The sequence below is a fragment of the Mycobacterium sp. 050128 genome, from assembly GCF_036409155.1.
Classification (GTDB): Bacteria; Actinomycetota; Actinomycetes; order Mycobacteriales; family Mycobacteriaceae; genus Mycobacterium.
In genome coordinates, this window is record NZ_JAZGLW010000001.1 from 2,568,297 (window position 1) to 2,580,019 (window position 11,723).

General features: G+C 65.4%; 13 protein-coding genes. 4 read left to right on the forward strand and 9 right to left on the reverse strand.

Going from position 1 to position 11,723, the window contains the following annotated elements; translation table 11 throughout:
- Window positions 1–166 precede the first annotated feature (166 nt).
- Window positions 167–799, forward strand: a complete 633-nt coding sequence (locus SKC41_RS12475; protein WP_023363553.1) for a class I SAM-dependent methyltransferase — start codon at window positions 167–169, stop codon at window positions 797–799.
- 189 nt (window positions 800–988) lie between these two features.
- Here the strand turns inward: SKC41_RS12475 and SKC41_RS12480 are convergent, their stop codons facing one another.
- Window positions 989–1,585, reverse strand: a complete 597-nt coding sequence (locus tag SKC41_RS12480; RefSeq protein ID WP_023363551.1) for a CGNR zinc finger domain-containing protein — start codon at window positions 1,583–1,585, stop codon at window positions 989–991.
- A 100-nt stretch (window positions 1,586–1,685) separates the two neighbouring features.
- On the opposite strand from SKC41_RS12480, the gene SKC41_RS12485 reads away from it, so the two are divergent.
- Both SKC41_RS12485 and SKC41_RS12490 read left to right on the forward strand, forming a co-directional pair.
- A complete protein-coding gene (locus tag SKC41_RS12485) occupies window positions 1,686–2,255 on the forward strand; it encodes a TIGR03086 family metal-binding protein (RefSeq protein ID WP_023363549.1) in 570 nt (189 codons plus the stop codon).
- A gap of 8 nt (window positions 2,256–2,263) precedes the next feature.
- Complete coding sequence (locus SKC41_RS12490) at window positions 2,264–3,160, forward strand: pyridoxamine 5'-phosphate oxidase family protein (protein WP_046191501.1); 897 nt, start codon at window positions 2,264–2,266, stop codon at window positions 3,158–3,160.
- A 395-nt stretch (window positions 3,161–3,555) separates the two neighbouring features.
- On the opposite strand, the gene SKC41_RS12495 is transcribed toward SKC41_RS12490, so the two are convergent.
- The 8 genes from SKC41_RS12495 to SKC41_RS12530 form a co-directional block, all read right to left on the reverse strand.
- Entirely contained in the window at window positions 3,556–4,053 is a 498-nt protein-coding gene (locus tag SKC41_RS12495; protein ID WP_023363547.1) for a GNAT family N-acetyltransferase, read from the reverse strand.
- On the reverse strand, window positions 4,050–4,460 hold the full coding sequence (locus tag SKC41_RS12500; RefSeq protein ID WP_133056264.1) for a type II toxin-antitoxin system TacA family antitoxin: 411 nt from the start codon (window positions 4,458–4,460) through the stop codon (window positions 4,050–4,052). Before SKC41_RS12500 ends, SKC41_RS12495 begins: the two co-directional genes overlap by 4 nt.
- A gap of 78 nt (window positions 4,461–4,538) precedes the next feature.
- Entirely contained in the window at window positions 4,539–5,363 is an 825-nt protein-coding gene (locus SKC41_RS12505; protein WP_330977873.1) for an LLM class F420-dependent oxidoreductase, read from the reverse strand.
- Between the two features lie 25 nt (window positions 5,364–5,388).
- A complete protein-coding gene (locus SKC41_RS12510) occupies window positions 5,389–6,453 on the reverse strand; it encodes a poly-gamma-glutamate hydrolase family protein (protein WP_330977874.1) in 1,065 nt (354 codons plus the stop codon).
- Between the two features lie 103 nt (window positions 6,454–6,556).
- Entirely contained in the window at window positions 6,557–6,877 is a 321-nt protein-coding gene (locus SKC41_RS12515; RefSeq protein WP_330977875.1) for a DUF732 domain-containing protein, read from the reverse strand.
- Between the two features lie 129 nt (window positions 6,878–7,006).
- Complete coding sequence (locus tag SKC41_RS12520; RefSeq protein WP_330977876.1) at window positions 7,007–8,236, reverse strand: Nramp family divalent metal transporter; 1,230 nt, start codon at window positions 8,234–8,236, stop codon at window positions 7,007–7,009.
- Window positions 8,237–8,337: 101 nt separating this feature from the next.
- Entirely contained in the window at window positions 8,338–9,414 is a 1,077-nt protein-coding gene (locus SKC41_RS12525) for an NAD(P)H-dependent amine dehydrogenase family protein (protein ID WP_330977877.1), read from the reverse strand.
- Window positions 9,415–9,519: 105 nt separating this feature from the next.
- Window positions 9,520–10,311 (reverse strand): SDR family oxidoreductase, encoded by a 792-nt coding sequence (locus SKC41_RS12530; protein ID WP_330977878.1) that lies wholly within the window; start codon window positions 10,309–10,311, stop codon window positions 9,520–9,522.
- 239 nt (window positions 10,312–10,550) lie between these two features.
- Between SKC41_RS12530 and pstS the strand changes: the two genes are divergently transcribed.
- Window positions 10,551–11,663 (forward strand): phosphate ABC transporter substrate-binding protein PstS, encoded by a 1,113-nt coding sequence (gene pstS / locus SKC41_RS12535; protein WP_330977879.1) that lies wholly within the window; start codon window positions 10,551–10,553, stop codon window positions 11,661–11,663.
- The last annotated feature ends 60 nt before the right edge of the window (window positions 11,664–11,723 follow it).

An 11,723-nucleotide genomic window follows, 5' to 3' on the forward strand; every position in this document is an offset into this window, starting at 1 on the left:
ATCCTCACATGCCCGGCGCTCGCCAGGCAACCAACGCCACCCGGACATAACAATGACCGTGCGCGTCAGGCACCGCGATTGGGTGCAGACGCATCCCGAGCCGACGACCGATCGGCGACTCAACACCACGGGCGTGCCACGCCCTCTACTCGTACCTGGAGGGTGGATGCTGGGACCGCAGTACGAGCGCGCGCTTCTGGGGGAGCGCTGCTGGCTTCGCCACGACGACGGTGAACGCGTAGAGCTGCCGGTGGATCTCTGGCTCGGCCATCACGGCGCGGACCACTCCTTCGACGAAACGGTGGTGTCTTTGTGCACGGGTCCGACGATCGACCTCGGCTGCGGACCTGGACGTCTGGTCGCACAACTGATTCGACGCGGGCTACCCGCACTGGGAATCGATCAATCCGCGACCGCCGTGCGGATCGCCAACCAGCGTGGCGCGCCTGCCCTGCGCGGCGACGTGTTCAGTGCGTTGCCCGGCGAGGGTGGTTGGGGCACCGTGCTACTTGTCGATGGCAACATCGGCCTCGCTGGCGATCCCGTGCGGGTGTTGGCCCGCGCCGCGCGGTTGCTCGCTCCCGGCGGGCAATGCCTTGTCGAGTTCGACCCGGCGACATCGGGTGTCAAGCAGCGACGGGTTCGCCTGGAATCCGACAGCGGGATGGGTCGCTGGTTTGACTGGGCCTCGGTCGGCCTCGACAGCGCCTCGGAGCTGACCGAGCGAGCGGGCCTGACCTTGACCCATACCCACCGCGTGGGCGCACGATGGGTGGCGCAGGTGTCCAAGCCGCGATGATCGGCCCACAACCCGCGACGGACGAAAGACCGGCGCGGGCGGACATCGCGGGTTCTCACGATATGGTTGCTATCGGCCGCCCGATGAGTCATCGAGACTTCGTGTTGAGCACAAGCAGTGTGTTCGCGGTGGCGTCTCGGCATGCGCGGCCGGCGAAGTTGGCATCGGCGCGGTTGGCCGGGGCCCGGGTCAGTTGCGGTGGTGGCGGTGGTAGTGCCGGGCCACTCGTGTCCTGTTGGCGCAGATGTTCTGGGTGCAGAACTTGCGGCGGGGGTCGGAGGCGACGAAGAGCATGCTGCAGGTCGGGTTCTCACATCTGCGCAGGCGATTGTGCGCAGGCCCGACCAGCAGATCGATAAGGCTCTCGGCGACGGCAGCTAGCGCGAGTTCGTACAACCGGTCGGCCGGTGGATGGCGAGTGGTCAGGGCGGCCCACCCGGCTGGGGTCTGCACCAGCTGCCGGGTGCAGGCCACGCTTGATGCGATGTCGTTGACGCGATTGACGACCGCTGCGCTGGGACTGATCCCGGCGATGTGTGCGTCGAGTATCTCGCGAACTGCTTGACGCAGCTCAATGGTGAGCGCAAGTGACGGAGCCGGCGTCCCGTCGGGTAGTCGATCCTGCTGCAGGCCCCACCAGAACCGACACGCCGCCTCGTCGGCAAGCAGATCGACGACTGGATCCCGACTGGTGATGATCGTGTCGGCCAAGTCCACAGCCAAGGGCTCTCCCGCCACGACGAATCCCGCCGCCTGCGCCCTTTGGAGCCGTGACCCGGTATTCATTTAACTAATGCTATCAAGATGTTGACAACGTTAGGCAGCGCGAGTACAAAATCTAACGGTAAACATTGCTGTCAAACGTTAGTTGACGAAAGGAACTCGGATGAACTCGTTGGACCTGCTGCAACAGGCCGATAAGCGCCTGGTCGACCTGGTCTCCACTCTGAGCGTGTCGAATCTGGACGCCCCCAGTCCGTGCTCAGGGTGGAGCGTGCGGTCGCTGCTCAGCCACACTGTCGCCACGATCGACGCCTTTGCGGCGGCCCTCGACGGACAGGGCGGCCCGACCGAGCAGGAACTTTTCAGCGGGGCCGACATCCTCGGTTCAGCGCCGCTCACGGTCGTCGAGAAGTCCGTCGACCGCTCACAGCAAGCGTGGACCACCATCACCGACTGGGAGCGTCCCATCCTGACCGTCATCGGGGAGATGCCGGCCCGCCAGGCCATCGGCATCATCACCTACTCGACGCTGATCCACAGCTGGGACCTGGCGGTGGCCATCGGCAAGCCGATCCACTTCGACGAGGCCGAGGCCACCCTGGCCGAAGCGGTCGGATCGCAGCTCGTCCCGGCGCTGCGACCTCAAGATCTCTTCGGTCCGGAGGTCGCGGCCGGCGCGGACGCGACCCCCACCCAGCGAGTCGTCGCCTTCGCCGGTCGTAACCCCCTGTGACCCTGCAGATGACGAACGAAAACCGGCCCGCCGCTGTGGGATTCCACAGCGGCGAGCTGGCCGTCCAGACACGCGCCGGAGTGCGCACGCGTGCCGAGCGGCTGGCCCCGATGGCGGCCCGCGGCCAGCTCCGCACCGCCACAGCTGACTTCGTGGCGGCGGCGCAGCTGGCGGTCCTGACCGCACGCGACGCCGCAGGCCGACTGTGGACCTCACCGCTGCTGGGACAACCCGGCTTCCTCCGGGCGGCGACACCGACCACACTGCACATCGAGGACCCCTTTCTCGACGCCGACCCGCTCCACGACCTACCGGCCCGCCAGCCCGCGGGGCTTATCGTGATCGACTTCGCCACCCGCCGCCGAGTGCGCATCAACGGCGTTCTCGCCCAGGCTGATTCCGGCGGTCTGACAATCGATGTCGACCAGGCATACGGCAACTGCCCGAAATTCATCCGGAACCGCCACCTGCGCCTCCCCGCCAACGCTTCCGGCCCAGACCGCACACCGGTTTTCACCGGCGAACTTCTGCGACCGGAGGACGGTCGGCTGATCGAACACGCCGACACATTCTTCCTGGGCACCAGCCATCCGACGTCAGGCAACGACGCCTCCCATCGAGGCGGGCCGACCGGCTTCGTCCACATCGAGCACGATCGCCTCTGGTGGCCGGACTACCCGGGCAACAACCTGTTCAACAGCCTGGGCAATGTGACGGTCGACCCGACCACAGCCTTGCTCTTCATCGACTTCCCCACGGGGACAACGCTGCAACTAACCGGCACAGCCACGTTAGTGTGGGAGGACGAAAGGCCGCGCGACGAAAGTCAAACCGGACGACGAGTCACCTTCACACCCCAGCGCGTCGTCGTGACCGGCATCGCGGCGTTGCGTGCCGAGCACTGACGACAGTGCACGGCATCCGTTCCAATCCGTTACCTGAGGGACACCCGACGAACGCTCAGTACCGGCTGCGTTGTGGGACCCGTCCGGGCCCGAATTGCACGAACTGGACTCTGCGTCGTCCTGACGCGCCCAAAAGTTGCACTATCCGCGAGCTGATTCCCCAGCCGACAGTGTGCACGTTCCCAAATCCGCTAGGTCACGTTTCCCAACCCTCGAGCCCACCGCCACAGACCAGGCCTCAACCAATTTTCGTCAGCGCCACGGACATCCCGATATCGCTACCGGTTCGCCACCGCCCAGGGGAGGTCTGCGCTCAGCGCGAGTTTTATTGCTCGCGATGATCAAGCCGGGCGGCGACGGCCGTGTCGACGCGATCCAGCACCGTCTCGGCTTCGTTACGCAGATGGGCTGGGCCGGACGTCCTTTACGAGGAGCATCAGTGTTAGGTCGTCGACAGGAGAAGGCTCAAAACCGTAGCGCAAGTAGAAGCGCCGGGCGGTGTCGTTGTTTGCGTGGACCAGCAGCAGCCGAACCCCCGTCAGCTCCGCGACCTCAAGTGACTTGAGGATGAAATGTTTGAGAAGTGCTGCAGCGAGACCACGCCCTTGATGGTTCGCGTCGACGGCCAGCCGGCCGAGCAGGACCGCAGGTAACGGGTCCGGCTGATTGCGAGCAGCGCGTTTCGTCGCCCGGCTGCGCATGAGCACCGCCGTGCTGGAGGCATAGAAGGCCACCACCCGTCGCCCGTCCAGCACCACCCAGGTGCGGCTGCCTCCTTCGCGCTGATTGTGCAGAGCCTTCGTCCGCAGCCACTCGTTGAGCACGTCGTTGCCGCAGTCGAAGTCGTCGACGATGTGATCGGCACCGAAGAGGACGGGCCCCTCGTAGCTCACCGTTCCAAAATCGACGGATTCGCCAGCAGGCGCGCCAACTCGGGCTTGGGGCTTGGCGGACGGTCGAGCAGCGCCTGAAGATCGGTCCAGGCGGCGTCATCGAGGACGAACACTCTCCGATCAGCGAGGTCGGCCTCGGCGGCCTGAACGGCGTGACGCACCACATAGTCGTTGAGCGACTCGCCCGTGACGTCGAGCACACGTCGCACCACCGCATCTTGCGCCGCGGTCACGCGCAGGTGCCAGCGACCACTCTTCGTCTCCACACCAGAAGTGTACGCCGAATTGGTGTACATACCGTCGGCAAGCGCGGAACGATGCAGTTCGGCGCGCGGCGGCGTTCCCAAATCCGCGGCAGCGCGTTCTCGGCCATCGGACGTCACCATAAGAGACCAGGCCTCAACCAATTTTCGTCAGGTCCCCGAGGGCGGACGGGCCTGAGCTTACCGTGACGGCAGGCTCAGGCCTGTGGGCCGCGACGAGCGTCAGCGCAGTTCGGCGATCACCTTAGCGAAGTTTGCGATGTTGTTGTCCTGCACGGTGAAGGAGGACACGCCGTACTTCTCCCGGTAGCCGCGCAGCGTGTCGGCGATCTCGGTGGGAGAACCGCTGAGCACCGACGGCTGGGACAGGATCTCCTCATCGGAGAGTTCCGGTGCGTAGGCGCGGGTGAGCTTGAGGTCGGGCTCGGTCTCGCCGTCGCGTGGCATCGCCGTGATCGCCAGATTGAGCTCGAGGGAGTCGAACCGATCGCCGGCGGCCTGGCGGACGAAGTCGACTCGCTCGGCGAACGGGTCCTCGACGTCGTTAACCTTCGAGCCGGTCAGCCCGATGATGTCGGCGTTGCGGGCCGCGATCCGCAGCACGCGGTCACCGTTGCCGGCGATGATGAGCGGTGTCGAGGGGTGGTGCTCCTTCAGGTACTTCGTCATGTGCTCGAGGTAGTCGACCCGCGCACCGGCGCTGGGGTAGGGGATCTCCGCGGCCTCGAACTCTTCCCGGACGTAGCCGGTGCCAAGCCCGATCTCGAGGCGGCCGTCACTGAGTAGGTCCAGGCCTTGCATGTCCCGGCTGAGCAGCGCCGGCTTGTAGAACGCGGAGTTGAGCACATACATGCTCAGCCGCAGTGTCGTGGTGACCATTGCGACCGCGGTCAGTGTGGGAAAGGGCGCGGCGGCACCCAAATGGTCAGGCACACAAAGAATGTCGAACCCGGAATCTTCAGCGCGCTTGGCCTTGTCGAGGAGCGCCTCGCGCGACTTGTAGAACCGCATGCTCATGCCAAATCGAAAATCCTTGGCCACCAACAACCTCCGTTAAATGAGTTCGGAAAAATTACCAGGAGCGAGCCGCGGCCGCCAACCCATGAACCAGGGCCGAGGTGACCGACGAAAGGCCATCAGATCCCGGCAGCGGGCTGCGCGGACTGAGACCCCTGACGCGAACGGACAATTCGAGTTGCGTGCCGCCTTCGCGTACCCGGTTTACCGGGTTGTCAGGATGTAACCCCCGTAGTTCGAGCGGGATATCGTCGAGGTCGGTGACGATCTGATAGCCGCTGAGCTGAATGTGTTTGGCGAGGTGGGCGGCCAGCGTGCGGTTGCGGCCCCCGGCCAGTAGTTGTGTGCTGCGCCCGATGCGGCCGTAGCCGTGCAGTGAGACCGCGACGTCGACATGGTCGAGAAACTCGGCGAGCCGTGGCGACTCGGCGGGATCGAACCGCGCCGAGGGTAAGTGATGCGGGTAGCGGTCGGGATGTCGTACCACGTATACCGACGCGCCGGCGGCCTCTGCCGCGCGCTCGGCAATGACGTCGGTCATCTCTTCCAGGCCGCCGCCGTGGATGGCCAAGAAGCCGAAACGCGACCGCAGCGCACTGGCCTCGAGCACCCCCGGCTGGATCAGCAGCTCCGAAAGTGACTGTGGCCCAGGCCCGGACGCCGATCTCTTGGATGCCGGGCGCGGCCAGTGCGTGGGATCCCAACGCCGTAGGTAGTCGATCCAGCGTTGCGGAAGCCCGTGATGGACTGCGCCGTCGATGATCCTGGGCAGGTAGCCGGGGCGGGGCGGTCCCGGGGTCACCCGGTGATCGATGTAGACCCAGGCCGGTGCCGGACCGTCGTCGGTGTGCACGGTCAACTCGGCGCGCCGATAGCGCACCGGAACGCCCTCGGCGCTGTCCAGGGTGGCCAGGTCATGGTCGCAGAGTTGCCAGAGCACGCCGTGCACCTGATTGCCGGCGAAGGATTCGACGGTCGCCACACCGCGCTCATTGATCAGCCAATCGTGATCGGACAGCACGGCCGGCCGCGGATCCGCGGCATCGGGACAGCGCCGAGCCATTTGCCTTACGCACAGGTTGGAGCCATATGCGAAGTAAAAATGCCGGCGCGCCTGCATTCAGCGGCTCACCGTCAGACAAACTGGCACCAGGTGAGCCTATGTGCTTCGTATAGCTATGTAAAACAAGCTCCGAAGTCGGCCGGACCTGGGTCGGCTGGCCCTAGGGGCAGTAGGTCGCTACCGCGAGGTTCACCATGGCGGTGGTGTCGCCGAAGTTGATACCGCGCGGGCCCAGGGTGTTGTGGATGTCGTCGGCAATCTGTTGTGACGACCAGCCATTCCACCGGTCGGAGCAAATGTGGTGCGCCATAAAGAGGATGTCGGCGTCCTCGTTCGGCGGCCAGGTGAATCCCAGGGTGCGCATTTGGGCCAGGAAGTTGGTGTCGGCGGTGTCGGCGGCCGCAACCGTAGCGGTGGTAACCAGGGCGGCGCCAACGATGAGCGGGGCGGAAAGTCTGGCCAGCCAGCGAGGTGAAGGCATGTGACGCGTTTCCTTCCGTATTCACGTTTTAGGCCGCGTAAGTGTGCGGGCCCAAAGCGGCGCAAATATGAAGAATAGAGAAACGTTGGACAAATCACGCGGAACGGCTGAACCGTGAGCGTTCGGTTGTCAGTGCCCTTTCAGGGTCAGGTAGATCAGCACGACGTTCAACAGGGTCACCAGTATCGCGACCGCCCAGCCGATGGCCGTGGTGATCGGGTGGTTGGTGTCGTCGCCCATCAGCTTGCGATTGCTGGTCAGTCTGACCAGCGGCAGCACCGCGAATGGGATTCCGAACGACAGCACGACTTGCGAGATCACCAGTGAGCGCGTCGGGTCGAGACCGATCGCCAGCAGCGCGACCGCCGGGCACAACGTGACCAAGCGGCGCACCATCATCGGTATCGACCGATGCAGCAGGCCCTGCATGATCATCGCGCCGGCGTAGGCACCCACCGACGACGACGCCAAGCCGGACGCGAGCAGCCCGACCGCGAACAGCACCGCGATCACCGGGCCCAACGTGTGGTGGATCGCGTTGTAGGCACCGTCGATGGTCGCGACGTCGTCGTGGCCCTGCAGGTTGATCGCGGCGACGAGCAGCATGGCCGCGTTCACCGTCCCGGCGACGGCCATCGCCAGCACCACGTCGACGCGGGTCACCCGCAGCAGCCAGCGTCGCTGCGGGCCGGGCTCGGGATGCCCGTGCCGATCCAGGACCAGGCCCGAGTGCATGTACACCGCGTGCGGCATCACGGTGGCCCCCAGGATGGCGGCGGCCAGCAGCACGCTTTCGGCGCCGTGGAAGCGCGGCACCAATCCACCGAGCACCCCGTCGGACGGGGGGGTGGCGACGAAGAAACTCGCCGCGAAGCCGACCGCGATGATCAGCAGCAGGCCCGTGATGACGCGCTCGAAGATGATCTGACCCCGACGGTCTTTGATCGAGAGCAGCAGCAACGAGATCACCCCGGTGATGACCCCGCCCAGCGGCAGCGGCAGACCGAACAGGATCCGCAGCGCGATCGCCCCACCGATGACTTCGGCGACATCGGTTGCTATCGCGACGATTTCAGCCTGCGCCCAGAAGGTAACCCGCAGCGAGCGGCTCATCTCCTTGCCGATCGCCGCGGGCAACGAGCGCCCGGTCACCAGCCCGAGTTTGGCCGAAAGGTACTGCACCAAACCGGCCATCACGTTGGCGGCGACGATGACCCACAGCAGCAGGTAGCCGAACTGCGCACCGGAGCTGACGTTGGCCGCGACGTTTCCCGGATCGACGTAGGCGATCGCCGCGACGAAGGCCGGCCCCAGGAGATACCAGCTTGTCGTGAACGAGGCCCTGGTGCCCTGCGCCAACTGATCGACCTTCGATGCGTATTACCGAATAAAAAAGTGAGGGTATCCGATAAACGCGGGCCCGCGAACTGCGCCCCTTTCCCGCCCGCAGCTGCGACCGATCACGCGGGCAGGTAGAGCCCCTTGCCGGTGACCAGTGGCAGGTCGAGAGTCGTCACGATTCCCGGCGCGGCGGCCACCACCGCCGGGATCGCGTTGACCACCCGCATCGCGGTGGCCACCAGGCCGGCGTGGTTGTGGTCGCCGTTCGGGCTGCCCAGGCAGACGTCGACGGCGTACGAGGGTTCGCCGGTGATCTCGATGCGATACGAACCGCCCTCCCGGGCGGGCTGCGGCCATTCGGGCTGCAGGTCGGGGCGCAACCGGGTGACGTGTTCCAAGACCACGGCGGCCTTGCCATCGACCATGCCGAACACCTCGAAGCGCAGCGCGGCGGCGGTGCCCTTGGCGATATGCCCCGACGCGATGTCGAAGTCCTCGGGCGCTGGAATCCGGACATAGTCCTGGGTCACGGCGTCGAGCGTGATGCCCAGGCCCGCCGCGATCTGCCGGATCACCGAGCCCCACGCCAAGCTCAGCACGCCGGGCTGCAGCAGCATCGGGAGGTCGTCCATCGGCCTGCCGAATCCCATGACGTCGAACATCACCGCGGCGCTGTCGTAGGTCGCGTAGTCGACGATCTCCATGCACCGGATCTGCTGGATGTTCTGACAGGTGCCGGCCAGCGCCAGCGGTAGCAGGTCGTTGGCGAAGCCGGGGTCGATGCCATTGACGAACAGGCTCGAATTACCTTCGCGGGCAGCATCTTCCAGTGGCTTGATGAGATCCTCCGGAATCACCTCCCACGGGTACTGCAAAAAGACCGGGCCGCTGCCGACGACGTTGATTCCGGCCGCGAGCACGCGCCGGTAGTCCTCGAGCGCCTCGGGCAGCCGGTTGTCGGCCAGTGCGTTGTACACCGCGCACTGCGGACCGGTGGCGAGCACGGCGTCGAGGTCGGTGCTGGCCAGCACGCCGGTCGAATCCGGAAGTCCGGCAAGTGATGCCGCGTCCTTGCCGGCCTTGGCGTCGGACGAGACCCAGACGCCGCGCAGTTCGAATTCGGGGTTGGTGATGAGCGCTCTCAGTGCGTGGATACCGACATTGCCGGTGCCTAACTGGACGACGGGGATGGGCATTACTGGCTCCTTAGCGGTCAAAGGTGAGGGTTGAGACGGCGAGCGGTCCCACGCAAGCGGGGGGGTACCCCGGCAAAATCGCGCCGCTGCTCGCGCGTCATCGGATCACAGGTCCGGGACGGGGATGTCGAGATTGGGGTAGGTGAGGCCGCCGTCGACCTCGAGGGTCTTTCCGGTCAGGAAGTTGCCGGCTGGCGACGCCAAATACACTGCGGCAGCGGCAATGTCGACTGGATCGCCGAGGCGGCGCATGGGTGTCGCCTTCTCCATCGGCTCGCGCAATTCGTCGTTGGAGGCCACCACGTCCAGCGCGGAGGTCAGGATCGAGCCGGGGGCGATCGCGTTGACCCGGATGCGCGGGCACAGATCCAGCGCTGACGACCGGGTGTAATGAGCCAGCGCGGCTTTGGCAGTGGCGTAGGCGGCGAAACCACGCCCGGCCAGTCGGCCCATGGTCGAGGTGATGTTGATGATGCTGCCGCCGGCGGAGTGCTCCAGCATCAGCGGCACCGCCGCGATGGTGAGCGCGTGCGCGGTGGCGACGTTGAAGGTGAACGCGTCCTTGAGGTCCTTCGTCGACGTGGTGAGCAGCGTGTTGGGCATGGTGCCGCCGACGTTGTTGACGACGATGTCGAGTTTCCCGAACGCCTCGACGGCCTGTTCGGCGAGCTTCGCGGTGGCCTCGGGATGGGCCAGGTCGGCGGCGACGATGTGGGCTTTGCGGCCCGCGGCGCGGACCTGTTCGGCGACGGCCTCTAGTTGCGATTCCGTGCGCGAGGCGATGAGCACATCGGCGCCGGCTTCGGCGAACGCCACCGCGATGGCCGCCCCGAGACCACGGCCGCCACCAGTGATGACGGCGACTTTATCGTCGAGACGGAACCTGTCAAGGATCATTACGGCCTCTCTTCGTTGAGTTGTCGGCCGAAACGGAAGCAAGACTGACCGTCTCGGATCGCGGCATTTCTGGAACAGGTTCTAGTTTGGCATACGGTAGTGGCGTTGCGGCGTCCGCATACCGGGTCGGTGTGGCCGCCCGGGAATTGCGACGGAAATTGCACACGCTCGCGATGGCCTGCGACGATGGCTGACGAATTCGCCGAATATCGTCTCGTCCGTACCGACGAAGGATTGAATTGAGAATCAACCGATTTGGTGCCGTCCTGTGTGTTCTGGTGACTGCTGCCGTGATGTTGTCGGCGTGTGGCAATGACGACAGCGCGGTTGGTGACAAGACGACCACACCGGCGGCGCCGGTGAAGGTGGCCTGCGGCGGCAAAGCAAAACTCAAGGCCAGCGGATCCACGGCCCAGGCCAACGCGATGACGCGGTTCGTCAAGGCCTATGAGCAGGCGTGCCCGGGTCACACGGTGAATTACACATCCAACGGCTCAGGTGCGGGAATCAGCGAATTCACGGGCGATCAAACCGATTTCGCGGGCTCGGACTCGACGTTGTCGCCCGTCGAGTACGCCGCCGCACAGCGTCGCTGCGGCTCGCCGGCGTGGCAGCTGCCGGTGGTGATCGGGCCGATCGCGATCACCTACAACGTCGACGGCCTGACTTCGCTGACCCTCGATGGTCCGACCGCGGCCGGGATCTTCAACGGCGGCATCACCAAGTGGAATGATCACGCGATCCAGGAGCTCAACCCCGGCGTCAGCCTGCCCGCCGAGCCGATTCAGGTCGTTTTTCGCAGTGACGAGTCGGGGACGACGGACAATTTCCAGAAGTATCTCGACGCCGCGTCCAAGGGCGCGTGGGGTAGGGGCGCGGGAAAGAAGTTCAACGGCGGAGTCGGCGAGGGCGCCAAGGGCAACGACGGCACCAGCGCGGCGGTCAAGGCCAACGACGGGTCGATCTCCTACAACGAGTGGTCGTTCGCGCAAGCGCAACACCTGGGCACGGCCAAGATTGTCACGTCGGCGGGACCGGATCCGGTGGCGATCAGCGCCGACTCGGTGGGCAAGACGATTGGCGCAGCCTCGATCGTCGGGCAGAGCAACGACTTGGCGCTCGACACGATTTCGTTTTATCGCCCGAATCAGCCTGGCGCTTACCCGATCGTGTTGGCGACCTATGAGGTCGTCTGCTCGAGGTATCCCGATCCCGAGGTCGGTGCGGCGGTGAAGGCGTTCCTGCAGAGCACCATCGGCGCTGGCCAGAATGGCTTGGGGGACAACGGATATGTCCGCGTTCCGGATACATTCATATTCCGTTTGTCGGTTGCCGTCAACGCGATCTCGTAATCCTAGGCGGTTCGAATTTGCGACCGCGAGCGGGGTGGGGCACCGAGCCGAAAGGCGATG

Bases quoted from the DNA above. Each gene is read 5' to 3' on its own strand.
- SKC41_RS12475 (WP_023363553.1), top strand. From the start codon at position 167: ATGCTGGGACCGCAGTACGAGCGCGCGCTTCTGGGGGAGCGCTGCTGG.
- SKC41_RS12480 (WP_023363551.1), bottom strand. From the start codon at position 1,585: ATGAATACCGGGTCACGGCTCCAAAGGGCGCAGGCGGCGGGATTCGTC.
- SKC41_RS12485 (WP_023363549.1), top strand. From the start codon at position 1,686: ATGAACTCGTTGGACCTGCTGCAACAGGCCGATAAGCGCCTGGTCGAC.
- SKC41_RS12490 (WP_046191501.1), top strand. From the start codon at position 2,264: ATGACGAACGAAAACCGGCCCGCCGCTGTGGGATTCCACAGCGGCGAG.
- SKC41_RS12510 (WP_330977874.1), bottom strand. From the start codon at position 6,453: ATGCAGGCGCGCCGGCATTTTTACTTCGCATATGGCTCCAACCTGTGC.
- SKC41_RS12515 (WP_330977875.1), bottom strand. From the start codon at position 6,877: ATGCCTTCACCTCGCTGGCTGGCCAGACTTTCCGCCCCGCTCATCGTT.
- SKC41_RS12525 (WP_330977877.1), bottom strand. From the start codon at position 9,414: ATGCCCATCCCCGTCGTCCAGTTAGGCACCGGCAATGTCGGTATCCAC.
- SKC41_RS12530 (WP_330977878.1), bottom strand. From the start codon at position 10,311: ATGATCCTTGACAGGTTCCGTCTCGACGATAAAGTCGCCGTCATCACT.